At 34.6% G+C, this 24,381-nt stretch carries 25 protein-coding genes; 19 read left to right on the plus strand and 6 right to left on the minus strand.

What is annotated here, in order from left to right; translation table 11 throughout:
* Window positions 1–699 precede the first annotated feature (699 nt).
* Window positions 700–1,158 carry a DUF2512 family protein gene (locus EC501_RS10295; protein ID WP_122972209.1) on the plus strand — a complete coding sequence of 153 codons (459 nt, stop codon included), beginning with the start codon at window positions 700–702 and terminating at the stop codon, window positions 1,156–1,158.
* 94 nt (window positions 1,159–1,252) lie between these two features.
* Here EC501_RS10295 and EC501_RS10300 read toward each other — a convergent pair whose 3' ends face one another.
* Together EC501_RS10300 and EC501_RS10305 are read right to left on the minus strand one after the other, a co-directional pair.
* Window positions 1,253–1,678 (minus strand): hypothetical protein, encoded by a 426-nt coding sequence (locus EC501_RS10300; protein ID WP_122972210.1) that lies wholly within the window; start codon window positions 1,676–1,678, stop codon window positions 1,253–1,255.
* A gap of 76 nt (window positions 1,679–1,754) precedes the next feature.
* On the minus strand, window positions 1,755–2,846 hold the full coding sequence (locus tag EC501_RS10305) for a response regulator transcription factor (RefSeq protein WP_122972211.1): 1,092 nt from the start codon (window positions 2,844–2,846) through the stop codon (window positions 1,755–1,757).
* 123 nt (window positions 2,847–2,969) lie between these two features.
* Here EC501_RS10305 and EC501_RS10310 point away from each other — a divergent pair, with 123 nt between their 5' ends.
* From EC501_RS10310 to EC501_RS10320, 3 genes are all read left to right on the plus strand, one after another.
* Entirely contained in the window at window positions 2,970–3,860 is an 891-nt protein-coding gene (locus EC501_RS10310; RefSeq protein WP_122972212.1) for a 3-hydroxyacyl-CoA dehydrogenase, read from the plus strand.
* 181 nt (window positions 3,861–4,041) lie between these two features.
* Window positions 4,042–4,347: a PadR family transcriptional regulator gene (locus EC501_RS10315; RefSeq protein WP_122972252.1), complete on the plus strand. Its 306-nt coding sequence runs from the start codon at window positions 4,042–4,044 to the stop codon at window positions 4,345–4,347.
* A 110-nt stretch (window positions 4,348–4,457) separates the two neighbouring features.
* Window positions 4,458–5,120, plus strand: coding sequence for an HAAS domain-containing protein (locus tag EC501_RS10320; RefSeq protein ID WP_122972213.1), 663 nt, complete (start codon window positions 4,458–4,460; stop codon window positions 5,118–5,120).
* Between the two features lie 89 nt (window positions 5,121–5,209).
* Here EC501_RS10320 and EC501_RS10325 read toward each other — a convergent pair whose 3' ends face one another.
* Window positions 5,210–6,109, minus strand: coding sequence for a TetR/AcrR family transcriptional regulator (locus EC501_RS10325; protein WP_122972214.1), 900 nt, complete (start codon window positions 6,107–6,109; stop codon window positions 5,210–5,212).
* Window positions 6,110–6,277: 168 nt separating this feature from the next.
* On the opposite strand from EC501_RS10325, the gene EC501_RS10330 reads away from it, so the two are divergent.
* The 8 genes from EC501_RS10330 (at window position 6,278) to EC501_RS10365 (ending at window position 15,224) form a co-directional block, all read left to right on the plus strand.
* Complete coding sequence (locus EC501_RS10330) at window positions 6,278–7,804, plus strand: DHA2 family efflux MFS transporter permease subunit (protein WP_122972215.1); 1,527 nt, start codon at window positions 6,278–6,280, stop codon at window positions 7,802–7,804.
* Window positions 7,805–8,168: 364 nt separating this feature from the next.
* Window positions 8,169–9,452 carry a sensor domain-containing diguanylate cyclase gene (locus tag EC501_RS10335; protein WP_158599701.1) on the plus strand — a complete coding sequence of 428 codons (1,284 nt, stop codon included), beginning with the start codon at window positions 8,169–8,171 and terminating at the stop codon, window positions 9,450–9,452.
* A 192-nt stretch (window positions 9,453–9,644) separates the two neighbouring features.
* A complete protein-coding gene (locus EC501_RS10340) occupies window positions 9,645–10,856 on the plus strand; it encodes an EAL domain-containing protein (RefSeq protein ID WP_122972217.1) in 1,212 nt (403 codons plus the stop codon).
* Between the two features lie 127 nt (window positions 10,857–10,983).
* Window positions 10,984–12,282: a glycoside hydrolase family 18 protein gene (locus EC501_RS10345; protein WP_122972218.1), complete on the plus strand. Its 1,299-nt coding sequence runs from the start codon at window positions 10,984–10,986 to the stop codon at window positions 12,280–12,282.
* A 202-nt stretch (window positions 12,283–12,484) separates the two neighbouring features.
* Window positions 12,485–12,799 (plus strand): ArsR/SmtB family transcription factor, encoded by a 315-nt coding sequence (locus tag EC501_RS10350; protein ID WP_122972219.1) that lies wholly within the window; start codon window positions 12,485–12,487, stop codon window positions 12,797–12,799.
* 65 nt (window positions 12,800–12,864) lie between these two features.
* A complete protein-coding gene (locus tag EC501_RS10355) occupies window positions 12,865–13,818 on the plus strand; it encodes a cation diffusion facilitator family transporter (protein WP_122972220.1) in 954 nt (317 codons plus the stop codon).
* An 84-nt stretch (window positions 13,819–13,902) separates the two neighbouring features.
* Window positions 13,903–14,415 carry a DUF2243 domain-containing protein gene (locus tag EC501_RS10360; protein WP_122972221.1) on the plus strand — a complete coding sequence of 171 codons (513 nt, stop codon included), beginning with the start codon at window positions 13,903–13,905 and terminating at the stop codon, window positions 14,413–14,415.
* A complete protein-coding gene (locus tag EC501_RS10365; RefSeq protein WP_122972222.1) occupies window positions 14,415–15,224 on the plus strand; it encodes a cytochrome c oxidase assembly protein in 810 nt (269 codons plus the stop codon). The genes EC501_RS10360 and EC501_RS10365 overlap by 1 nt, the downstream gene beginning before the upstream one ends.
* A 7-nt stretch (window positions 15,225–15,231) precedes the next feature.
* Here the strand turns inward: EC501_RS10365 and EC501_RS10370 are convergent, their stop codons facing one another.
* Complete coding sequence (locus tag EC501_RS10370; RefSeq protein WP_122972223.1) at window positions 15,232–17,073, minus strand: DNA ligase D; 1,842 nt, start codon at window positions 17,071–17,073, stop codon at window positions 15,232–15,234.
* A 100-nt stretch (window positions 17,074–17,173) separates the two neighbouring features.
* Here EC501_RS10370 and ku point away from each other — a divergent pair, with 100 nt between their 5' ends.
* The 5 genes from ku (at window position 17,174) to EC501_RS10395 (ending at window position 21,111) form a co-directional block, all read left to right on the plus strand.
* A complete protein-coding gene (gene ku, locus EC501_RS10375) occupies window positions 17,174–18,010 on the plus strand; it encodes a non-homologous end joining protein Ku (protein WP_122972224.1) in 837 nt (278 codons plus the stop codon).
* 104 nt (window positions 18,011–18,114) lie between these two features.
* Window positions 18,115–18,726, plus strand: a complete 612-nt coding sequence (locus tag EC501_RS10380; protein WP_122972225.1) for a pyroglutamyl-peptidase I — start codon at window positions 18,115–18,117, stop codon at window positions 18,724–18,726.
* Window positions 18,727–18,729: 3 nt separating this feature from the next.
* On the plus strand, window positions 18,730–19,455 hold the full coding sequence (gene pxpB, locus EC501_RS10385; RefSeq protein ID WP_122972226.1) for a 5-oxoprolinase subunit PxpB: 726 nt from the start codon (window positions 18,730–18,732) through the stop codon (window positions 19,453–19,455).
* An 11-nt stretch (window positions 19,456–19,466) separates the two neighbouring features.
* Window positions 19,467–20,351, plus strand: coding sequence for a 5-oxoprolinase subunit C family protein (locus tag EC501_RS10390; RefSeq protein ID WP_122972227.1), 885 nt, complete (start codon window positions 19,467–19,469; stop codon window positions 20,349–20,351).
* Window positions 20,329–21,111, plus strand: coding sequence for a 5-oxoprolinase subunit PxpA (locus EC501_RS10395; RefSeq protein WP_122972228.1), 783 nt, complete (start codon window positions 20,329–20,331; stop codon window positions 21,109–21,111). The genes EC501_RS10390 and EC501_RS10395 overlap by 23 nt, the downstream gene beginning before the upstream one ends.
* A gap of 18 nt (window positions 21,112–21,129) precedes the next feature.
* On the opposite strand, the gene EC501_RS10400 is transcribed toward EC501_RS10395, so the two are convergent.
* Entirely contained in the window at window positions 21,130–22,167 is a 1,038-nt protein-coding gene (locus tag EC501_RS10400) for a PTS sugar transporter subunit IIC (RefSeq protein WP_122972229.1), read from the minus strand.
* 280 nt (window positions 22,168–22,447) lie between these two features.
* Here EC501_RS10400 and EC501_RS10405 point away from each other — a divergent pair, with 280 nt between their 5' ends.
* Window positions 22,448–22,972, plus strand: a complete 525-nt coding sequence (locus EC501_RS10405) for a YusW family protein (RefSeq protein WP_122972230.1) — start codon at window positions 22,448–22,450, stop codon at window positions 22,970–22,972.
* A gap of 109 nt (window positions 22,973–23,081) precedes the next feature.
* Window positions 23,082–23,456, plus strand: coding sequence for a DUF423 domain-containing protein (locus tag EC501_RS10410; RefSeq protein ID WP_122972231.1), 375 nt, complete (start codon window positions 23,082–23,084; stop codon window positions 23,454–23,456).
* Between the two features lie 93 nt (window positions 23,457–23,549).
* Here the strand turns inward: EC501_RS10410 and EC501_RS10415 are convergent, their stop codons facing one another.
* Window positions 23,550–24,266, minus strand: a complete 717-nt coding sequence (locus tag EC501_RS10415) for an MOSC domain-containing protein (RefSeq protein ID WP_122972232.1) — start codon at window positions 24,264–24,266, stop codon at window positions 23,550–23,552.
* Between the last annotated feature and the right edge of the window lie 115 nt (window positions 24,267–24,381).

Here is a 24,381-nt window from a genome sequence, read left to right on the forward strand (position 1 = left end):
TAATTTGAATTTTGTTGTAAAAGTTCGACGTTGACGTGGCATAATAGCAGGCTCCCTTTAGGTTAGTATGTTAAGTCTACTAGCCCTTATAGTATCTGTCCAACTTAGTGTAACCGATTCATATCTTTATGATACTAGGCCAGATAAAAGTAATAAGTAAAAATGCAATATATTCGTACAAAAGAATTCATTTTGATAAAGTCATAGCTTAATGATATGGAGTGCATCAATTGAGAAAGAAAGACTTTCCTATTCAACGATTGAGCCAAACAAAGTTGATGTTTTGATACAGTTGAATTAATAGAACTTTAAACATTAACTTAAGCATTTAACTGATATAAATATAATTAATTGCATAAAGAATTAAAAAAGCTAAACCACAGGAATCAACTGAAGAAATTTCCTCCTTTTAGAGAGGAATCTCACCAAAAATTAAGACGGAATGATTTAAGTTCAGCCCTTAAATCCTTATATATCAGTGGTTATGTTGTAATAATAAAGTGCTCAACTGGTGCCTAAGTAAAAATATCGAGGTTTCTCATTAATTCCCAGAATTTTTGAGAGACCTCATTTTATTTTACGAAATAATCTTTGCTGTTAAAGCTAAATGTGGAGTATGAAGCCTTCATAACAGAAAACGTATGATTGAAACAAATCAGGAAAACCTAATGGCTAAAGATGTAGAAAGGAAGATGTTTTTTGAAGCATACAAAAGCCTTTTTTATTAAACTTGTTATGACCATTGGGGTTTTGTTCATCGTATTAAGTTTATTCTTTGGCGTTTCTTTTGCAGATATTCTGATCATCGGTCTTATTTTAACAATTGTAGCTTTTATAGGGGATTTGTTTATTTTACCGCGAATTGGTGGGATTTCGGCGACTGGTGCAGATTTAGTACTCGCCTTTTTAGTTATTTGGGCATTAGGTTCATTTTTATTCGACCCAGATATTTCAGCATTTTCAGCAGCATTATTAGCTTCTTTATTTATTGCTGGTGGTGAGTTTTATTACCATAAATATTTAATCGATCATTTATTTGAAAATGAAACGGAACGTCAAGTAATTGACCGTAAAAAGAATTTAATTACTCAAACTGAGTTTTCTGATGACTTCGATAAAGGTGTCAATTCAGAAAGACATAACAATGATCAAATATAAATGGATATAAAAGTTTTACCAGAGGTTTCTCATTAGATTCTTGAGAGACCTCTTTTTTATGATTATTTTAAGTGTTCGTATTAGCTTTGCCTTATTATTCTAAGCTTGTATAAGCAAGTCCTTCGTGGGTGATTGTATAAAATAAACAGTTCCCCTTTTGAGCAAAGAAGGCGATATCTTTATCTTCAAACTCTGTCAGTTTCACTTCATTATAATAACCATTAGAGTCTTGAATATGAAAGAAGAAGCTACTATAGTTATGTAAAAATTTAAGAATTTTCTTCTCATCCTGTTCAGTATACTCGTATTTATACATGGTGGAGGATTTCCCCTTTGTAGTCGTTCCCGTCCATGATTTCACTTTCTTTTTCGTTATTAAATAAGGTTCTAAAAATTGAACTAAATCATCCTTTTCATTATCTCCATATGGGATTACTAACTCGATACATTTTGTTTTATTTTTTAATAGAGCTAGAATATTAAGAAAATCTTCCCTCTTATAAATGGGGACTTCTCTCATTACTTACACCTCATTCCTTAAAAAGTATAATGAACGAACTAAGATAACAGCTTGTACCTAAAGCCAAGCTGTTTTTTTATGATATATATCCCATCTTAAAGGCGTTTGCTACCATTTGGGTGCGATTACGGGCGTTTAGTTTCGATAATAAATTTTGGACATAGTCTCGGATTGTATATTCGCTTAAAAATAGAAGGGAAGCAATTTCTTTATTGCTGTATCCTTCAGAGATTAAATATAAAATACTTTTTTCCTTTTCGGTCAGCGTCTCTTCATTGTCAATCCGATGGCTGGAAGGTTTTCTTGCTAAAAACATGCCTAACCGTATTCCAGCTATTTCTAACGTATCAAGCAATGGTTTCGAGTAATCAAAAGATTCACCCTTTTGATCGAAAGTAAGCCATCCATATAATTGTTCGCGGTAAATAACCGGAATAAATATCGTGGAAGATAAATTAAAAAATTTGATCACTACATCAATGACATAGGGAGAAGGGTCTTTTACATATAAAGGCATTTTTAAGTTGAAGACGGGATGTTCTGCTGTTAATTTTCCTTTAATTCTTTGTACTAGTTCCAAATCATCACCATAAATTCCGTAAAATTCATTGGACCATGCATTATAGGCATAGAAGCTACAACGTTTAAACTCAAAAATTTCCTTCATTTCATTCATAATAATAGGAATCTCCTCAGATCCAGAAGAGGAAATGAGTATTTCACTAAGTTTATCTAATTTCTCAAGATAGATGGAATTTTGATTAGGCAAGCTGTTTGTCTCATCAATAGAGGCAAAGTACTGATTTGTTAAATTCGTAATTAATTTAGATTGGAAAATAAAAATTTGTTCTGTTTCTGGATGACGTTGGTTAAAAAGTAAACGAATGATGGCTTGTTCAAAAACGGAACGGAAATAGCTTAAAAACGTTCCTGTAATTTCATACATATAAACTTGAATAAATAAATGTAATTGATTGGATAAGTCATTCGTATTTTTGACGTCAATCTGTTTTGAGATAAATGATAGAAAGTCCTCTATAAATAAGGAGAGATTTTCCTTCTCTTTAGCAGATAGCTCTTCTGTTTGTTGAATATAGGAACGTGCATTTTGAATAATATGTGTCCGGTTAATTTTACAAAACAATACATATTGAATGGCCTTAATCAACTTTTAAGCCCCCTATAAATGTAGGTATATTTTCTACTATAATACCTCATTTTAAGGGTTATCTGTATGTGGTGAAAGGTTTAAAATAAAATTATTAAATCTAATATATGAGGAGAAATGATAATGAATCTTCAAAATGTAACCGTTGCTGGAAGTGGCGTATTGGGTAGTCAAATTGCATTCCAAAGTGCATTTTTTGGATATGCCGTAACTGTTTATGATATTAATGACGAAGCAATTAATAATGCGAAAGAACGTTTTACGAAATTAAAAGGTGTATACGGTGAATACTTTAACGACATGGAAAAAGCAGAAGCTGCTCTAAACCGATTAGTTTATAGCACAGATTTAGCGGAAGCAGTAAAAGACGCTGATTTAGTAATTGAAGCTGTTCCAGAAGTAACTGAAATTAAAACAAATTTCTATAAAAATTTAGGCGAAGTTGCACCAGAAAAAACAATTTTCGCATCAAACTCTTCTACAATGTTACCAAGCCAATTTGCAGAGTTTACAGGACGTCCAGAGAAGTTTTTAAATCTTCACTTTGCTAATGAAATTTGGAAAAACAATACAGCTGAAGTGATGGGGCACCCAGGTACAGATGCAAAATATGCTGATATCGTTGAGGAATTTGCCCGTACAATTGGTATGATTCCATTCCGTTTGCATAAAGAACAACCAGGCTATATTTTAAACTCATTGTTAGTACCATTTTTAGATGCTGCAATGGATTTATGGGTGAAAGATGTGGCAGATCCTCATACAATCGATAAAAACTGGATGATTTCTACTGGAGCTCCTACAGGTCCATTTGCGATTTTAGATGTAGTTGGAATGACAACTCCTTATAACCTTAATTTAGCAAAAGCTGAAAAAGGTGCTCCATATGCAAAAGCAATTGCAGAAAAATTAAAAACAGAATATATCGACCAAGGGAAAATGGGTGTAAGTAGTGGAGAAGGATTCTATAAATATCCAAACCCAGCTTATGCTGATCCAGACTTTTTAAAATAAAATTAAGAAGATAACGTTGATTGGCCAGCTATCTGTATTTATACAGTAGCTGGCTTTTTTTTGAGAAGTTGTAAGAAATGTATTCAATATCTTGTAATACAAGATATTGTTTGGTATGATAAATTCAATACCTTGCAATACAAGTTAATTTGAAGAGGTGAATTATTTGTCTTCAACTCAAATGTTAAAAGGCATTATAGATGGCTGTATATTAGCTATCATCCATAAAAAAGAAGTATATGGCTATGAACTTGCAGAAAAACTAGAGGAATTTGGATTCGAATCCTTTAGTGAAGGGACGATTTATCCACTGTTATTACGCATGCAAAAAGAAGAACTAGTAACGTCGACATTAAAAAATTCAACTGCAGGTCCAAAAAGAAAATATTATTCGTTAACTGAAAAGGGTAAGGAGGAGCTACGACACTTTATTACGAGATGGGAAAAGCTACAATTTAGTGTAAATGCAGTGTTGCGTGAAGAATAGCATATTTAATCGAGAGGAATGAAAATAAATGGATAGGGAACAGAAGTTATCAAAGAAAAGTCAATTATTTTTAGAAAACTTAAATGTTTATTTATTTTCTAGTGGTAAAGATGAAGGGCAAATTAATTGAATTAGAAGATCATTTAATGGAGGCAGAGGCTAAAGGGAAAACCGTCGATCATATTGTCGGACAATCACCAAAAGTTTATATGAAATCGTTATCGCAGGAAATGACGACAGATTTTAAAACTATCTATAAATATTTGTTTATGATCATATTGGGAGTGCTTTCTTATACGGTGCTAATAGATGCCATTCAAGGGCCTATATCATACTCATTATTTGAATTAATAGGAGTAATTTTAATTAGTCTTATAATGGTTCTTGCCATTAGCGTTGTCTTGAAGTATATTGCTGCTAATAATGTATCAAAAATGAAGGAATTTGGACTTTATTACTTCATGAGCTGGTTATCGGTTGCTCTTTTTGTAGCACTCATTTATTTTAATGACTTAATGAATACACCTATACTACATTTTGGTGAAATGGGTACAGTCATTACAGTCATTATAACGTTACTCTTTTTAATTGGATTTTCCCTATGGTCTAAAACGTGGCTATTAGTTATTGTGTTAGCTCTTCTAGTAATACCAGATTTTCTTTTTAAATTTATCGAGATTCATACAAATATACAATTTTTATTAACTTCAATCATTCCATTTGGTGGTATTGCCATTTATTTATTTTTTTATGCACGAAGTCAAATGAAATAATAAATAGGATAAATAAAAACTGTACAAAAAAGAACTGTCTAACATTTACAAGACAGTTCAAATTTTTGTACAGCTTTTTTATAGAAGGATTATTTCTTTGTTTCTCTTTTCATATGCAAATAACGCCAAATGGTGATCGATATTTCATGCGCTTCCGCTTCATGGGATGTACCACGGAAGGATTTGTTAAATGCTGACAGAATGGCTTGCATTATGTGAATATGTTCATTCTCTTTATCAAGTTCCTTCAATAAATATTTCGTATATTCCATTCCGCTTTCTGGATCCTCAGGTGTCAATCTATCTAAAAAGCCTTGAAGTTGTTCAAGCAGTGCCTCTTTTTGGATGACTTTTTGTTTTATTTTTAGTTGTAATGCTTGAATTACTTCAGATGTAATTAAAATATGCTGTGATTTTAGTTGCCGTTCGATTATCGCATCGACATGATTCATGACTACTTGTACAACTTCTTCTGGTGTAGCGGATTGTTTTTTTCTTGCCATTGTTAATACTCTTAATGATTGTTGGATCATTCCTAGTGCCTGGACTGCGCATTCATAAGAAATCTCCCGAACGCCTTCACCATAAACGTCGATTAAACGACTAGCAAGCCAGTTTAATTCAGCTATCATATGTTTTTCAAGTACTTTTTTTAATTCGGCATCCGTATTTCCAACTAATGATTCGAAGATTTGTACTAAGTTTCGTTTACGATTTACGTGGGTAAGAATGGCAATTTGTTTAATTAATATTTCTTTATCCGATGGATCTTGATTTAAGGCCATTTCATACCGTGAGCTTACTGTTTCTTCTCGTGTTTCTTCTAAAATAGCGATCAAACATTCATTTTTAGAGCCAAAATGATTATAAAAAGTTCCCTTCGATACATTTGCAGTAGAGATTATGTCAATAATAGAAGTATCATTAAAACCTTTTTCAATAAAAAGTTGACGTGCAGCATGAATGATCTGCCGTTTTCTTTTATTCATATTTTCACCTAGTTCTTGTCGATTTTTATACTTCAAGTATAAATTGAAAACACTTTCATTTCAACGTTTCAGTGAACAAATATTTTTATGTTGAAAAAAATGGACTATGGGTATAAAATGTATTTCGGGGATTGAAATGAATAATGAGAGAGAGATGAAAAATAGATTATGGGTAATGAGCAAATATTGAAAAAGCCACCTTATCTAATGATTGGTATTCTTTTTGTAGGTGCTTTTGTTGCTTTTCTAAATAATACTTTATTAAACGTAGCACTTCCTACCATTATGGTAGATTTAAAAGTCGAATATACTACGGTACAGTGGTTAACCACTGGATATATGTTAGTGAGTGGGGTATTAATTCCTGCGTCAGCCTTTTTAATCACTCGTTTTAAAACAAGACCATTGTTTATTTTTGCAATGAGTGTTTTTGCGATTGGTACACTATTAGCTGCAATCGCTCCTAATTTTGGTGTATTACTAGCGGGGAGAATGATTCAAGCGGTTGGATCTTCTGTTATGGCACCGATTTTAATGAACGTTATGTTAATTAGTTTCCCAGTTGAAAAACGTGGGTCTGCAATGGGTGTTTTCGGTTTAGTTATGGTTGCTGCACCAGCAATCGGTCCAACATTATCTGGTTGGATTGTAGAACATTATGATTGGCGCGTACTATTTGAAATGATTTTACCAATCGCCATCATTAGTTTATTACTAAGTATTTGGAAATTAGAAAATGTCTTACCTAACAAAAAAGTAACATTAGACTACTTATCAATTGTACTTTCAACAATCGGTTTTGGTGGTATTTTATACGGATTTAGTACAGCGGGAAGCCATGGTTGGACAGATCCAATTGTTATTACAACAATTGTCGTTGGTGTTATTGGTGTTATTTTATTCGTCGTTCGTCAATTGAAAATTGAAAAACCAGTATTAAGTATGGAAATCTTTAAATCACCGTTATTCGCATTGTCTGCGATTATTAGTGCAGTATTAGCAATGGCGATGATGGGTGGTATGATTTTAACACCGGCTTATGTTCAAAATATTCGTGGTATCGAACCATTCGAATCCGGCTTAATGATGTTACCTGGTGCGATTGTTATGGCCATTATGTCACCAATTACTGGTCGTTTATTTGACAAATTTGGACCAAGAATTTTAGCGATGATTGGTCTGACGATTACAGCAATTTCAACATACTATTTATCTGAATTACAAGTTGATTCAACATACTTCTATATTATTTTTGTTTATACAATTCGTATGGTCGGTATTTCATTAGTAATGATGCCAATTATGACAAATGGTTTAAACTCATTACCATTGCGCTTAAATCCACATGGTACAGCAGCAAACAATACGATTCAACAAGTTGCTGGTTCTATTGGAACAGCCGTTTTAGTCGCAATTATGAATGCGAGAACAACAGCTACTGGCGAAGATTTAGCAGCACAAGCACAGGCAAATGCTACTGGTCCGATGTCAGAAGAGCAAATGGCAACATTACAAGCACAAATTACACAACAAGCATTATTAGATGGAATTCAGTATTCATTTGTAATCGCAGCAATTATTACAGTTGTTGCCCTAGTGTTATCATTCTTCTTAAGACGTGCTAAAAGCCCTGAAGCGGTCGCTGCGAATGATAAAGCACTTAAAGATGCGAATGTATCAAAAGCAAATGTGTAAAAATAAATAAGTTATACTAATATCTATAAATAAAAGTCGTCTCTTCGTGAGGCGACTTTTTCTTTACATCCTTTTGGTTTATAATTCTATGTTTTAATGTTTAAAAATAGTTTTAAAACATTATGGTACAAATTAAATACTATTCTTTCAGCGATTACGGTGGTTAATCGTGAGTAACATTTTGATAAATAAATCTTATAACTTGTATAAAAATAGGGCTGGTGTTAAATTTGTACTCATAAATCAGCTTTTATAGGATGGATAGACTAATTAAAAAATTATGAATGAAATGATAATATTATTGATAGTTTCCTTAAGTGAAAAATATTTTGAGATACTAAAACCTATTTGGGAGGTGTTTAGTTTGCAAGCAGAAGTTTATGAACAGTTTTTTATCAATTCATCGACACCCTATTCCTGTCATAAAATTTTATTTGATGGAAACGGAATCCCTTTTGATTTTGAATTTATAGCCATTAACAAAGCTTATGAAGAGCTAATGGATATAAAGGGCGAAAATATATTACATAAGCGGTTTTACGAAGTTTTTCCTAATAGTTGGGAAGATAATGAGAAATGGGAAAGGTTTCTCGATGATACCATTCGCAATCAAAAACCTTCCCAAATAGATATTAGGAGAGCAAATGTCCCGAAATGGGTTCGAATCATCTCCTTCCCACTAAATAATGATTTGTACGGTTGTATTTATTTTGATGTTACTAAAGAGTATTTACAAGATAATGAGATTGAAGGTTTTTTAAAGGTGAATATTGATCTACTTTCTGTTATGGATATACACGGCTACTATATAAGAGTTAATCAAGCTTATGAAAGAATTTTAGGATATAAAGCAGAAGAGATTGAAGGAAAAAGTTTTAAATTGTTAGTTCATGAGGAAGATATTCCTAAAACGAATCAAATTTTAGAACAGTTGAAAGATCAAAAGTTTATTTCGAGTTTTGTAAATCGCACCCGACATAAAGACGGAACTTACCGTTATTTAGAATGGCGTTCCGAAATAAACGGGAAATATATTTATAGTTCTGCTAGAGATATAACAGAGCATCGGAAATTAGAAAGAGAATTATGTGAAAAGAATAAAAACCTAGCTCGTTTAACAGAAGAATTGAAAGAAAAAAATAAAATATTAAAAAACCTTGCCATTACAGATGATTTGACGGGAGTTTATAATCGTCATTTCTTAAACGAAAAAATTAAAATTAAAATGGACCAAGCAGATATTGAAAACCGTCCGATTTCAATGGTCATTGTTGATTTAGATTACTTTAAAAAGGTTAATGATACTTACGGGCATCCGGTTGGTGATGAGGTGCTAAAGTCAACAGGTAATCTTCTAAAACAACTGATTCGTTATTCGGATATGATTATTCGTCTCGGTGGGGAAGAATTTGTCATTATACTTCCTAATACAACGGTAGATGGAGCTTATAATATTGCAGAAAGAATCCGACAGAAAATCGAACAATATAATTATCCAGTTGCAGGCCGATTAACAGCGAGTTTAGGAGTCGCTCAAAAAAAACATTCGGAATCATTCGAAAGTTGGTATGAAAGAACTGATTCTGCCCTTTATCAAGCGAAGGAATCAAAACGAAATTGTGTAGCAAAAGCGACTATTCCTTCATAATCTAATAAAGAAAACATTCCCATTGTTATTCACTATTACTACGTGTTTTGAAATCACCTTTTAAAGAATACACTAAAATAAGTGTGTTCTTTTTTTATTTTCCTTTTCTCGATGTCAGCTTTTTTAACATCTGTTTTTGTGTATAATGGATGTAAGTGGTGTGTTATTAATTTTTTTTTGGGGGTTTTGCGGATGGATGTTCTTGATATACTAGAAAGATTAGACGAAATGAGCGTCTTATTTGAACCAATCTATAGCGCTGACGAGCATGTAATCGTAGCGTATGAAGTAATAGGGGAATTTACCGACGGGGAAGAAATGTTTAACATTGTAGACTTTACATATGATGAATCAATACCTATAGATATTCGGAATGAAGTAGAGCGTTATTTAATAAAAAAAGCGATGGAAATAGCAAAGGAAGAAGTTATGTCAAGCCAAGTAAGTCTCTACCTTCCTTGCAACCCAAATTTACTAATGGAGGATTTTGGTGATGGTTATTTTCAACTGTTAAAAGAAGAGATGGATGAAAGTTTATTACCATATATTTATTTAGTTATCCCGGAACATAAATTTAACGGTGAATTTGAGCAATTACAACATCCGATTCGCTATATAAAAACTTACGGGGTGAAAGTGGCGTTAGATAATATTGGCTCAGACAGTAATTTAGATCAAATTCTCATGTTAGAGCCGGCCGTATTAAAAATAAATGTAAGTCAATTAAACTACAATGTATGGGGTGCCCAAAACCATGTTTTTACGACGATTCAATCATTAGCTGTTAAAATTGGTGCAACACTTATGTTTGATAATATCCAAACGGACTATCAATTGCATCATGCTTGGAAAAACGGCGCACGTTATTTTAAAGGAGTTTATTTACAACAACCTTCTAATCAATTTCTTTCAAAGGATACATTGAAGGAAAAATTTCGCAATGAATGTAAACAATTTATTTCTACAGAAAAAAGACTGTTAGAAGTAAAATATGAGGAAATGAAGAAGTTACAAAAAACAATTGCGAACATTGTTGAGTATACAAAACCAGATGGTAAAGATGTTGATAAACTTTTACAATTAGCAAAACAATTAGAAAACTATGCCTTCCGGTTTTATATTTGCAATGAAGAGGGATTCCAAATATCCCCTAATATCGTTCGCAAAAATGGCAATTGGAACGTAGAGGAACAGGCAATCGGTAAAAACTGGAGTTGGCGTCCGTATTTTCTATTTAATATTATTAAGCTACGGAATGATGTGAAAGGTGAGCTTTCGGACATCTATAGTGATATAGCAACGGGTGAACTTACTCGTACTTATTCGATGGCATTAAATGAACACGAATATTTATTTGTCGATTTGACATATGATTATCTTTACGAGCATAACATTGTAAATTAACGAGTTCCTATTCGTATGTTTCGGCATATGAATAGGAATTTTTATTTAATAGAGATGTTATGATGAGACTAATAGAAACATAAAATATTAGGTGTAATTACCATGAACGATAAAGGGAGGAAACAAGATTCAAATACATGTTGTCCAGCCGGGTCAATCGTTATGGGGAATCGCACAAGCTTATAACTCTACTACGCAAAATATTATCGAAGCAAATCAAATTGAAGACCCAGAACGTTTAGTCGTCGGTCAAGCGTTAGTTATTCCGATTTATGGCAGCTTTTATTGGGTGCAACAAGGCGATACATTGTACGCTATTTCTCAAAGGTTCGGTTTAAGTGTCGAAACCCTGGCGCAAGTCAATGGAATTAATGTCAATACACCTTTATATGTTGGCATGCGATTATATGTTCCGCCAATGCAAAAGCGAGATGCAGAGGTAAATATTTATATTGAACCAACGGGTGAATCGATTAGTGAGGAATTGTTAACGGAAGCAAGAAATGTAGTACCATACTTAACATACTTAGCTCCCTTTAGCTTTGAGGCTAGAAGAGATGGTAGCCTTGATCCCATTCCTACTGAAGGACTTCCTGACATTGCAGAAGCGGGTAATGCTTCGTTAATGATGGTTGTATCGAATTTAGAAAATGGTCAATTTAGCGGTGAGTTAGGAAGGGCCATTTTACAAAGTACGGCAGTTCAAGAAGTGCTATTAGAAAACATCGTCGATGAAGCAAGAAGAATTGGCCGTGTTACAGATATTCATTTTGATTTCGAATTTTTACCTGCGGATCAAAGGGAAGCGTATAACAATTTTTTAAGAAGGGCAGCAGATTATTTACATGGGGAAGGCTTTTTAATATCGACAGCCTTGGCACCGAAAACGAGTGCGGAACAGGCCGGACAATGGTATGAAGCTCATGATTATAGAGCCCATGGGGAAATTGTTGATTTTGTTGTACTCATGACCTATGAATGGGGTTATTCTGGCGGTCCACCTATGGCAGTGTCACCTATTAATGAAGTGGAACGAGTCATAAATTATGCCTTAACAGAAATGCCAGCGAATAAAATTATGATGGGTCAAAATTTATATGGATATGACTGGACTCTTCCGTTTGTAGAAGGTGGGGAATACGCACGGGCAGTTAGTCCACAAAGAGCGGTGGAGTTAGCGAGAGATTATAATGTTACCATTCAATTTGATTATACAGCCCAAGCTCCCCATTTTAATTATGTGGACGAAGAAGGTAATGCCCATAAAGTGTGGTTTGAAGATGCTAGATCGATTCAAGCGAAGTTTAATTTAATGAAACGGCTAAACTTAAGGGGAATAAGTTACTGGAAATTAGATTTTGCTTTCCCACAAAATTGGTTACTTATTGAAGAAAATTTCAATGTTGTAAAAAGACAAACGGAATAAATTTTTCAAATAGATAAATGAAATATGATTATTTTGAGCAGTCTTAAGTAAAAAGACTGCTTATTATTTTGTTTGGGGGCTTGTCATAAGTAATTACTTAATGACATTCCTTTTTTTATGGAAAAATAATGGACATTTTAGATACCTTTCGAATAAAATGAATATATGAATATATAATCATATATAAGGAGATGGGAATCCAATGGGAGATATAGTAAATCATCCTCAAGAGTTAGATGAAGAAACATTATTTCTTGTTTCACAAACATTTAAGGCATTAAGCGATCCTACTCGTATTCGCATTTTAAATCTTTTATTTACAAGGGAATATTCGGTTAATGAAATCGCTGACGCTTTAAATTTAAGACAGTCAACGGTATCCCATCAATTACGTTTTTTAAAAAATTTACGATTAGTAAAATATCGTAGAGAAGGTACAACTTTATATTATTCTTATGACGATGAGCATGTAATGGATATGTTAAAGCAAACAATTGAGCATTCTATTCATAGTTAGAACGATTTTCTTGTAAGTAGGACCAATAAATCTTTTTTACTCAATAAATTAAAGGAGGCATTCCATTGGGACACGGACATGATCATGCGCACCATCATCATACCCATGGTGCAAATAAAAAAACGTTAACAATTGGGTTTGTCATTATAACAGCGTTTATGCTTATAGAAGTAATCGGGGGAGTAGTAACAAATAGTTTGGCTTTGCTTTCTGACGCTGGTCATATGTTAAGTGATGCTGTTTCTTTAGGAATAGGAGCACTTGCCTTTAAATTTGGCGAAAAAGTGGCTAGTTACAGTAAAACATATGGGTATAAACGGATGGAAATATTAGCTGCCGTTTTAAACGGTGTAGCCTTAATTTTTATTTCACTATTAATTATTTATGAAGCGATTCAACGTTTTTCTAATCCACCAACTGTGGCATCGTCAGGGATGCTCATTATTGCGATTATTGGTTTGCTAGTAAATATTCTTGTTGCTTGGATATTACTGCGCGGTGGTGATACAAAGGAAAATTTAAATATACGTGCCGCCTTTTTACACGTTATTGGTGATATGTTAGGTTCTGTTGGAGCTATTATTGCTGCATTAGTGATTATGTTATTTGATTGGGGATGGGCAGACCCTCTTGCTAGTGTGATCGTTGCAATAATCGTCCTTATAAGCGGCTATAGAGTTACGAAGGATTCTGTCCATGTTTTAATGGAAGGTGCGCCGAGTAATATCGAAATGGAACAGATTATTAAAGTGTTTAAAAGTAAACCAGGTATATTAGATATCCATGATTTACACGTCTGGTGTATTACAAGTGGACAAAATGCACTATCTTGTCATGCGGTAGTTGATGGGACGATGACTCTTTCAGAAAGTCAAAGTTTGCTAAAAACTATTGAACACGATTTAGCCCACTTAGGAATCGGCCACATTACTGTGCAAATTGAAGATGAAAAACACGCCCACGACAATTCGATTCTTTGTTGTCAAAATGAACACGAGATAATCCATCATCACCATTAATTAAGTAGGGGAACTCTTAAGAAAGAGGACTCCTACTTTTTCTCTGTCATCCTAAACTTATAGCTTTTATAAAGGATGGATAAAATGAGTGTACATAATACGAGTTTAAGGGTGAATGGATTGGAAAAGAGAAAAAATCTTTATGATGAACCTTTTAATTTTTGGTCAGGCATTTTCTTTGGATTAGGAATGGTCGCCTTTATCGATGAAGCGGTTTTCCATCAATTATTACATTGGCATCACTTTTACGATTTATCTACAACGAGTGTTGGGTTAATATCTGATGGGATTTTTCATGCGTTTAGTTGGTTTGCAACGGTTGTGGCCCTTTTTATGGTAGCGGATTTACGGAAAAGAAAAGTATGGAATTTTAAAAGATGGATGGGTTCCGTATACGTAGGGGCGGGTACATTTAATCTATACGATGGCATTATTCAACATAAAATTATGCGAATTCATCAAATCCGATATCATGTTGAAATCTTTTACTATGATGTTGTATGGAATGTATTAGCCGCTCTAATGATTATCGTCGGACTCATTTTACTAAAAAAGAAAAAGACACTTGCTCCGTTAAAGAAGATAGGTGATGTGTAATGCATCATCATGGTGCGTTTCATGAAACGGGTTCTAGTTTTGATTGGTTATTCCTTTGCATTCCCTTTGTTTTGCTTATCATTTTCTATATCGTTGCTGTTATTTATTCCAATAAAAAATACAGAAAGTGGCCAGCCTATCGTACCCTTTGTTGGATTGCGGGTGTAAGTGGCATTGCTTTAGCGTGTATAGGGCCCATTGCCGAGAAAGCCCACACAAGTTTTCAAGCCCATATGTTTACCCATTTGCTCCTCGGTATGTTAGGTCCACTACTATTAGTATTCGCATCACCAATGAGACTTGTTTTAAGAACAGCACCAGTAAAAATAGCAAGGGTAATAACGAAGTTTTTAAAAAGTCGATATGTCCAATGGATTACCCATCCCATTTTAGCAACAGTTTTAAACGTAGGTGGACTTTGGGTTTTATATACAACGGGACTATATGCAGCTATGCATTCAATATTTCTACTTTATGTGCTAGTCCATCTACATGTTTTTTTAGCGGGGTATGTTTTTACTGTTTCAATGATTTACATTGATCCAACACCCCATCGTACAAGTTTTTATTTACGTTCTACGATGTTAATACTTGCAATGGCCGCCCATAGTATATTATCGAAATGGATTTATGCCCATCCGCCAGCAGGAGTGGAAACGATGGATGCACAGGTAGGCGGGATGTTCATGTACTATGGAGGAGACGCTATAGATTTAATCATTGTCATTGTTTTATGTTCCCAATATTTTAGAGGTCGTATAGGGAAGGAAATAAATACAAACATTAACTTAAAAACCTCCATCAAGTGATGGAGGTTTATTTCTTTTTCGTTATTTCCTTTAAAGTTTGAAGAACAGCTTTAAAAGGTTGTTGTTGTCCGACAGAGAAAAAGTCTTTAAAGGGGTCTCCCACTGTCTTTAATCTTTCTAGAACAATAGGAATAGGGAATTGACTAGGATGTAACTTACTATTGACTTCGTGCCACTCGAGGGGTGTCGCAATTAACCCCTTTTCATTTCCTCGAGTCGAATAAGGGCTAATAATTGTTTTACCTTCTGCGTGCTGAATATAATCCAAATATAATTTATTTCCCCGATTTTTTTTCATACGTTCAATCGTAAACCAATTCGGGTTTTGTTGGACTAAAAATTTGCAAACAAATTCTGTGAAAATTCTTGTTTCATCAAAGGTAAAGGTATCCTTTGGCAATGGGATATAAATTTGCAATCCTTTTCCCCCGGAAGTTTTAACGAAGGACGTTAAATGAAATTTATCAAAAATAGCTTTCATTTGTTGGGCGGCTTCGATGGCTAATGAAAATTCATCAACAGAAGGGGGATCTAAGTCGAATACAATTTCCGTTGGACATGACGTATCGACTGTTTTAAACGGGATATGGAATTCGATAGCAAGTTGATTTCCTAACCATAATAATGTATTTAAACTATTACAAACGATATAGTGTATGTCCTCTTCTAATTTTGTCTCAATAAAGTCCGGTGCGTAGTCCGGTGCATTTTTTTGATAAAAACTTTCCCCTGGAACACCATGGGGGAAACGAATGGACGTTAATAAACGATTATTTAAAAAGGGTAAAATGTGGGGTGCTACCTGTTGAAGGTAAAAAATAAAATCATCTTTTACTAAATTAAGAGATGGGAAAACAGGTTTGTCCGGATGGGTAATTTCCACTTTTTCTGGTATTGGATTGAGTTGACGCAGCATGTTTCTCCAGTTTATTTCAGTTGGGTCTGCATCAAATCGAAAGGAATGAAAGCGCGGTTCCCGAAGCTTCCTACAATCGAAATCAATACATGCGATATTCACACATATAGAAGGGGGAAGTTGCCAAGTTGTTGATGTAATTTGATTTCCCTCCCCTTGAAAAAAGCGGGCTAAAGTTTGAAATTCCTCATCACTAAGTCCATGGCGAAAGGTTGTAATTTCTTCTAATTTTCCATTATGATAAACGGCCCCATTAAAAAATCCATTCGTTTGATCAAATAAAGTTAAAATCACCGTTACAATGCGCCAATTCTTTTCCTTTAACCAATGGGATGAACGTTTCCCACTTTCCCAAACGCTCGTTTTCTTTTTGGCAATAAACCCTTCACCATTATATTGGCGAATGTTTCCCCACAGTTCATCTTTATTGTCGTAAACGTCGATTAATTGAAGTGTTCCTTTTTCTTTATATGACGGTTTAGTTCCTAATGGTGACTTTTGAAATAATTTCGTTAACATCTTTTTTCTTTCCAATAGTGGTAACTGGGAAATATCTTTTCCTTCATATTGAAGTAAATCAAAGACGATAAAATTGCAAGGAAACCTTTCGCTCGCTTCGGAAATTGTTTTATATGTTCGAGTCTTCCCTCTAGATTGTACGGTTGAAAAATCACTTTTAAAATCGTTGACTAAATAAACGATTTCTCCATCTAAAGTAAGCGGTAAATAAGGGGCAACTTGTTCTTTCATACGATTACAATAATGAATAATTTCAGGAAAATAAGTTGTTAATTCCTTTTCGTTGCGGCTCATTAAAATCGGGCCATTCGCATTCCACTCCAAAATACATCGAAAGCCATCATACTTTGTTTCATATTGCCATTCTTTACTGTCAGGGACAGTGTCAACGGCAGTTAATAGCATCGGTTTCATTTATAAAACCTCTTTTTCCTTTAGTTTTTGATTAAATGAATTGGTTATACATAGAAAACCAATGTTCTCAACATAATAAGCAAAAAAGTAGGTGAAAAAAATGCATACCGTTTGGAAAGGGAGTATTAGCTTTGGATTAGTAAATATCCCCGTAAAGCTTCATGCAGCAACTGAAAATAAAGATATTAAATTGCGCCAATTGCATAAGGAATGTCATAGTCCCATTAGTTATCAAAAGGTTTGTCCAGTTTGTGAGAAGGAAATAAAGAATGAAGAAATTGTAAAAGCCTATGAGTACTCGAAAAATAAATTTGTTGTGCTTGATGATGAGGAATTGGAAAAACTTCGGAAAGAAAATGAAGATAAATCAGTAGAAATTATTGAGTTTGTAAAGTTAGATGAAATTGATCCAATCTACTTTGAACGAAGCTATTTTATGGCACCTGACAGTGGTGGAGGAAAAGCTTATGCGTTATTAAGAAAGGCACTAAGTGATTCAGGGAAGATTGGAGTAGCGAAAATTACAATTCGTTCGAAGGAGCAACTGGCCATTGTTCGTGTTTATGGTGAAACATTATTAATGGAAACGATCCATTTTCCCGATGAAGTGCGTAGTGTAGCAGAAGTTCCGAACATACCAAGTGAAGATAAAATAGCTGATAAAGAACTGGATACAGCTTTGTTACTTATCGAGCAGCTAACAGCAAAGTTTGAGCCAGAGAAATATAACGATGATTACCGAACAGCGTTATTGGAATTAATTGAACAAAAGAAAAATGGCGAAGCTACCGTTGCAGCTGCTGAAAAAGAAACAGTCATTCCAGCTGATATGACTGATCTTATGTCGGCCCTTCAAGCATCCCTTGATAGAACAGCACCAACGAAAAAGAAAACAGTGACAAGAAAACGAAAAACAAAAGAGAAAAAAGAAGCGTAATGGAACGTAGGATAAGCAATGATCAATTGCTCCTCCTACGTTTTTAATTTTCAGAAACTTTCAAAAATGGTAATATAAATAAAAAAGAAGTGAGGGGAATTACGATGAGAAAAATATTATTAACAGGTTTTGAACCTTTTTTAAACTATAAAATAAACCCGACAATGGAAGTCGTTCAAAAATTAAATGGTCGTGTGATGAATGACTGGATTGTGGAAAGTTTTGTGCTGCCAGTTGACTTTCATGAATCTGAAAAAAAAATACTAGAAAAAGTACAACAAATTCAGCCGGAAATAGTTGTTTCCCTCGGTTTAGCTGCAGGGAGATATAAAGTTACTCCAGAAAGAATTGCGATTAATATAAAGGACGGTGCGAAGGATAATCGAGGATTTGCCCCTCTAGATCAAGCGATTGATGTGAATGGTCCAGATGGTTATTTTTCCACTTTACCAATAAGAAAAATAACGAATCATTTGCAAGAATTGGGATTCCCAGCTGACATATCAAATAGTGCAGGAACTTACTTATGCAATAACATAATGTATTCCGTATTACATTATGTGCAAAATGAAAAGTTAAATTGTAAAGCTGGATTTATACATATTCCTGCCTCCCATGAATTGGCGATTCAACATGGGAACATCCCAGGTTGGTCTATAAGCGACTTAACAAAGGCAATTGAAGCAAGTTTAGACGTAATTACTCTTGAGGGGTAACCAATGATTCCTAAAATAATTATACAAGATAGGAAAGTTTGTTCTTTTCTATTTGGAGAAGAGATTAACGGAGAAACCTTTCAAATTGTTCGTGCCTTTGATCAATTTATAATCGAACGATATAAAAGAATTGTAATAGAATCGGTACCAAGCTATCACATGGTAACAGTTTTTTTTAACAAATCAATCGTCCATACAAAGGTATTACAAGAAATAATCGAAGCGTGGAATACCTATTCTATTCATCTCCAGTTTAAAGAGTCCAGGAAAGTAACAATCCCTGTATGTTATGAAACACCTTTTTCATTAGATTTGGCAAGGGTGGCTTTTGTCAATAACTTAACAATCGAAGAAGTCGTGGAGATGCATTGTGAATCGAACTATACTGTGTTTTTAATTGGATTCTTACCTGGCTTTCCCTATTTAGGGGGGCTACGGGAGGAAATATATTGCCCAAGATTAGACGTACCGAGACGATTTGTGGAAAAGGGGAGTGTCGGAATAGGTGGCAAACAAACAGGAATTTACCCAATCGATTCTCCAGGTGGTTGGAACATTATTGGAAAGACGCCTATTCCGCTGTTTGATTTAAATCGAACGCGTCCTTTTCTATTGCAGGCAGGAGACCGGTTATCCTTTAAGAGCATTACAATGGAGCAATTTCAAGAAATAGAGTACCAATTGAAAGAGGATTCAAATGCAGTTATAGAATCTTTTTTAGAAAGTTAGGATGGAGAAAAATGAAGCCATTATTGAAAGTTGTCCGTAAGGGGGTATTTAGTTCATTACAAGATAATGGACGTTTTGGCTATAGGCGATTCGGTATACCGACAGCAGGTCCAATGGATCGATTATCCTTTCAATTAGGCAACAAAATCGCAGAAAATACGAAGGGAAATGCAGCTTTAGAAATATTTTATGGTGGGATGACCTTTCAATCCGTTGCCACCCATGAGTATATATTGGTTGGTGCTAATATGAATGCAACCGTCAATGGTAGTGGAATTGAACCTTGGAAAACGTTTGTTTTAAAGGAAGGGGATCTTTTAAAACTAAAATTTAGTCCAGAGGGAGCGATTGCTTATTTAATTCCATTAGGTGGTTTTAAAGGAGAGGAAATGTTAAATAGCCAGTCTACCTATCTTAAAGCTGGTATCGGTTGTCCTGTGATGGAAGGCATCATTTTATATGGTGAGAACCTTCCTCCAAACAAATATCGTAAAGGTTTATATCCAAAATGGATTCCTTCCTTCTCAGATGCAAAAGAAGTAAGGGTTGTAGTGAGCCATCACATTCATTATTTCAAGGACCAAGATATAGAGCGCTTTTTTAGTTCAAACTATCAATTGTCTGCGGGCGACCGAATGGGCTATTGCTTAAAAGGTCTTCCGATACATACAAATAGAAAGGTAGATTTACTATCAGAACCGACGATGTTCGGAACAATCCAAGTACCGCCAAATGGACAACCAATCGTTTTAATGGCAGATGCACAAACGGTTGGTGGTTATCCAACTATTGGGAAAATTGTAGAAGAAGATTTGTGGAAAGTGGCGCAGCTTCGGATTGGAGATTGTATTTCATTTAGGAAGGAGACTTTCGATGGAAAAGCCATTTACGATTGATATCAATTGTGACTTAGGAGAAAGCTTTGGCATTTATAAAATAGGGAATGACGAAGAAATGATGAAGTATGTTTCCTCTGTTAATATAGCTTGTGGATTTCATGCTGGCGATCCATCGACAATGAGAAAAACGGTAAGCTTGGCATTACAAGCAGGAGTGGCGATTGGTGCTCATCCTGGATTTCCTGATCTACAAGGATTTGGTAGAAGGGAGATGAATATTTCTCCAGCAGAAATATATGATATTACTTTATATCAAATAAGTGCTTTAAAGGGATTTATAGAAGCGGAAGGAGGGTCTTTACATCATGTAAAACCCCATGGAGCTCTTTATAATTTAGCGGCAACTAACGGAGAAGTAGCGGAAGCGATTGCAAGGGCAATCTTTCATTTAGATAAACAGTTGATCTTATACGGCTTAGCCGGAAGCAGACTAATTAGTGAAGGAAAAAAGCTAGGATTACAAATAGCTAATGAAGGATTTGTAGATCGAACATATAATGTTAAGGGCCAGTTAACTCCACGGACGAATCCAAATGCAACGATTACTTCAGAGGAACTTGCACTTAAACAAGTAATGAAAATAGTGAAGGAACAGAAAGTAGTGGCAACAACTGGGGAAGAGGTGTCCGTTGAAGTGGATACCATATGTATTCATGGAGATGGAGAAAAGGCTGTACAATTTGCTAAAATGTTACAACGCCAACTAACGAACAATCAAATATTGATCGATTCCATAAAAAAAGATGGCTCTAACTAAGAGTCCATCTTTTTTTATTTATTCAAAATCTAATTTATAGTCATCATCTTGAATCATTTTTAGTTTCTTTTTAAATAAGTAGATGAAGAACAAGTTCAATATGAAAGGTAAAATGAGAAACATACTTAACATGATGGCGATGTTTGAAGCAGACCAACCACCATTGGCTAAGTTAATGTAGTTTAAAGGACCAACTAAACCGGATAAACCAAATCCGGCACTGTAAGGCGTCCCTTGCACATTTAGTATACCTGCTAATGCGCCAAGTATAGCGGCTGTAATAAGCATAGGAAAAGCAATAGTAGGTTTCATAAAGAAATTACGCATTTGAATCTTCGGTGAACCTAATACGTGGGCTAAAGCTGTGCCAAGGGAATTTGCTTTAAAGCTAGCAAAACATAAGCCCATACCGACTGCAACAATTCCTAAGTTAGCTGCCCCAGAGCCAATACCTGAAAGCATGATGACTGTTGCCACTCCGACTGTTGAAATAGGAGACAAAATAATAATTCCAAAGACGACAGCAATTAATGCTCCCATCACGACAGGCTGCAAATTCGTTAAATAAGCAACTCCTTCTCCAACTAGTCCTGCACCTGACCTTACATATGGCAAAATGCTATATCCGATCATCCCAGGAAACGTTACGGTTAACATAGGAACAAGAAGGATGGAGTATTCTTTCAGTCTTTCACCAATTAACTGAACAAATAGTACAGATAGTGCAGCTGTAAGTCCCGCATTAATGACGACTCCTATCCCGCTAATCGTGAATAACCCTTCTGCTGTTTTACTAACAACGCCACTTCCTACCATCGTAGCGATGCCAACACTAGCAGTTTGAATAGGCGTTAATTTAAACTGCATTCCTACTAATATACCAACTAAAATAGGTAGCATACTCATTACAATTACAGTAGCATCAAGCAAATGTTGGAGAGTAGGAACATACGGAATGATTAACTTTAGTATTTCTCCAAGTAGCGCATTGGGTATAAGGGCACAAACGATTGCAATACTGACTCCATTTAATAGTTTACTTATAAAATCCTTCATAGCAGTAGCCTCTTTCATGTAAATTGAATTTTTAAATAACTTTTCAATCATTATATATAGTCAGAAAACGAAGAGCAATAGAAAAAATTTAACGATTCAACGCGTTGAACTGTTAAAGCTTAGAGACACCTTAAACGAGAGAAATAAAAAAATTTATGAAAAACCCCTAACTTGGAAAATTTAAAGAAAAAGTATAGTTATAAATGATGTATAAAAGGATAAATTCCCTCAATCAGGGGAAAATAGGAGGGAAAAGGATACAATAAAAAGGAGTGAGCATATGAAATTATTAAAATCGATGTTGACTATCCTGTTACTTTTAGGTGTTTTATATGCATGTAACGATGGTGATCAGGATGAAATCATTACAGATACAGGGAAAGATACTGTGAATGATACAGCGAATAATAACGCTGATCAAAATAATGGAACGGATCAAAATGCAACAGATGATCAAAATGAGGGAGAGGAACATGTTGATACACCATACAACTTTACCCATTTTGATTTAGATGTAGAGTATGACAATGACATTTCCTACGATGTGGAATATGCCAATGATCAAAAGGGCATGTCAGCAGAGTTTGAAGATGAACGAAATAATGTTCACGCTGAAGGGGATGACGCTTATAACAAAATTGTGAAATATTTAGAGCTGCTAACGTTTAATGCAAACACAGAGGATGAAGAAGTATTAAGCCAAGTCATCACCGCCTTTGATTTAGATGAAAACTATACTTCCTTCGAACTGGAAGTGAAGTTCAATAACGGTGAAGTAAAGCGATATAATTTTACGAATCAATAATGGTATGCTGTATTGGGAGATGTACTCTTCTAATACAGCTTTTTTATTTGTTTCCATGTAGCCAAAATTATATATTAAAACTAACTATACATAAAAGGAGCATATTTAAATGAATGTTTTATTATTGTTTGGTGGAATTTTAGCATTTTTAGGTGTAGTACTTGGTGCGTTTGGTGCCCATGCATTGAAAGATAAATTTGCAGAACCGCGATACGAGGAAGTATGGAATACAGGTGTCCAATATCAAATGTATCACGCCCTAGGATTAATTTTGATCGGGATTTTATCAATAGATTCCTTACTAGGAGCATCCAATTTATTATCCTGGGCAGGTTATTTGATGTTCACTGGAGTTATTTTCTTCTCAGGTAGTTTATATGTGTTAGCTGTAACAGGAGTGAAAAGATTAGGAGCAATTACACCACTTGGTGGATTGTTATTTTTAGCAGCATGGGTTTTATTTATTCTAGAGGTTATTTCATAAATAAAGGAACATGAAAAAGACCGGCTTGATTAAGTCGGTCTTTAGCCTTCTATATCATTTTTCCTTCGTAAATACTAAACACTTATAACACAATTAATTTAGAAATATTACTTCATCATCAACATTTACCATACCATTTCGTTCAACTTTTGCCCAAACACCAAACATTGCCGAATGATTATTTACTAAGGTTTTCAAAATACGAGCATCTTGTTTTAATTCTTCTTGAGAATTGTTTACCATGACACACCTTTGAAGGGGAGCAACAATTTTCAAGGTAACACTTTCTCCGACTTGAATTAGCCGATCAACCCATTCATCTTCAAAGTACCCTGTTGTTTCTGTTTCAATTAACAAGTTTGCTCGAAAGCGACGAGGGTCAACTGTTTCCCCTAAATCCTTACTTAACATGTTTAACGAAGAGGTTGTGATGATACTAATTGGTCCTTCATCAAAATGTGAAATTGACTCTTCTTTTGATAAGTTTACTTGAAACCCTAACAACTCACTTAATGCTTCATGCACCTTTTTTTGGTCACCTCGATATACAGTCCCATCGGGCATTGTTAAAATGGGAATTTCCCCCTCATATCTAGCTTTATAGCGAAATAAATCGTCCATTTTTTGAAAACGTCGGGTAGTCTTACCACTACCAAATTTTCCACTCTCATTTCTAATTGCCCATAAACGGTCACCAAGGATGCCTCGACTATCAACTAAGGCGGAAGATAAAGACTCACCTAAAATGGATTTTACAGGAAACCTATTGATTTCTTTAACTCTCCCTAAATGTTCAATTTTTTGTTTCAAAGTTGATCCCCCTGTATTGAATGTTAATACAAATTAACTCTCTTCGAATTTGAATTTATTAAATTATTTCTTTTTCTTCTTCAACTATTGTAGCCGTTCATTGAAAAACCTTTTC

The organism is Lysinibacillus halotolerans, assembly GCF_003711845.1.
GTDB lineage: Bacteria > Bacillota > Bacilli > Bacillales_A > Planococcaceae > Ureibacillus > Ureibacillus halotolerans.

Coding starts and splice junctions, on each gene's coding strand:
- EC501_RS10350 (WP_122972219.1), top strand. CDS start 12,485: ATGGGAGATATAGTAAATCATCCTCAAGAGTTAGATGAAGAAACATTA.
- EC501_RS10330 (WP_122972215.1), top strand. CDS start 6,278: ATGGGTAATGAGCAAATATTGAAAAAGCCACCTTATCTAATGATTGGT.
- EC501_RS10410 (WP_122972231.1), top strand. CDS start 23,082: ATGAATGTTTTATTATTGTTTGGTGGAATTTTAGCATTTTTAGGTGTA.
- EC501_RS10340 (WP_122972217.1), top strand. CDS start 9,645: ATGGATGTTCTTGATATACTAGAAAGATTAGACGAAATGAGCGTCTTA.
- EC501_RS10400 (WP_122972229.1), bottom strand. CDS start 22,167: ATGAAGGATTTTATAAGTAAACTATTAAATGGAGTCAGTATTGCAATC.
- EC501_RS10370 (WP_122972223.1), bottom strand. CDS start 17,073: ATGAAACCGATGCTATTAACTGCCGTTGACACTGTCCCTGACAGTAAA.
- EC501_RS10390 (WP_122972227.1), top strand. CDS start 19,467: ATGAAGCCATTATTGAAAGTTGTCCGTAAGGGGGTATTTAGTTCATTA.
- EC501_RS10380 (WP_122972225.1), top strand. CDS start 18,115: ATGAGAAAAATATTATTAACAGGTTTTGAACCTTTTTTAAACTATAAA.
- EC501_RS10315 (WP_122972252.1), top strand. CDS start 4,042: ATGTTAAAAGGCATTATAGATGGCTGTATATTAGCTATCATCCATAAA.
- EC501_RS10405 (WP_122972230.1), top strand. CDS start 22,448: ATGAAATTATTAAAATCGATGTTGACTATCCTGTTACTTTTAGGTGTT.
- EC501_RS10320 (WP_122972213.1), top strand. CDS start 4,458: ATGAAGGGCAAATTAATTGAATTAGAAGATCATTTAATGGAGGCAGAG.
- EC501_RS10365 (WP_122972222.1), top strand. CDS start 14,415: ATGCATCATCATGGTGCGTTTCATGAAACGGGTTCTAGTTTTGATTGG.
- EC501_RS10300 (WP_122972210.1), bottom strand. CDS start 1,678: ATGAGAGAAGTCCCCATTTATAAGAGGGAAGATTTTCTTAATATTCTA.
- EC501_RS10310 (WP_122972212.1), top strand. CDS start 2,970: ATGAATCTTCAAAATGTAACCGTTGCTGGAAGTGGCGTATTGGGTAGT.
- ku (WP_122972224.1), top strand. CDS start 17,174: ATGCATACCGTTTGGAAAGGGAGTATTAGCTTTGGATTAGTAAATATC.
- EC501_RS10360 (WP_122972221.1), top strand. CDS start 13,903: ATGAGTGTACATAATACGAGTTTAAGGGTGAATGGATTGGAAAAGAGA.
- pxpB (WP_122972226.1), top strand. CDS start 18,730: ATGATTCCTAAAATAATTATACAAGATAGGAAAGTTTGTTCTTTTCTA.
- EC501_RS10325 (WP_122972214.1), bottom strand. CDS start 6,109: ATGAATAAAAGAAAACGGCAGATCATTCATGCTGCACGTCAACTTTTT.
- EC501_RS10395 (WP_122972228.1), top strand. CDS start 20,329: ATGGAAAAGCCATTTACGATTGATATCAATTGTGACTTAGGAGAAAGC.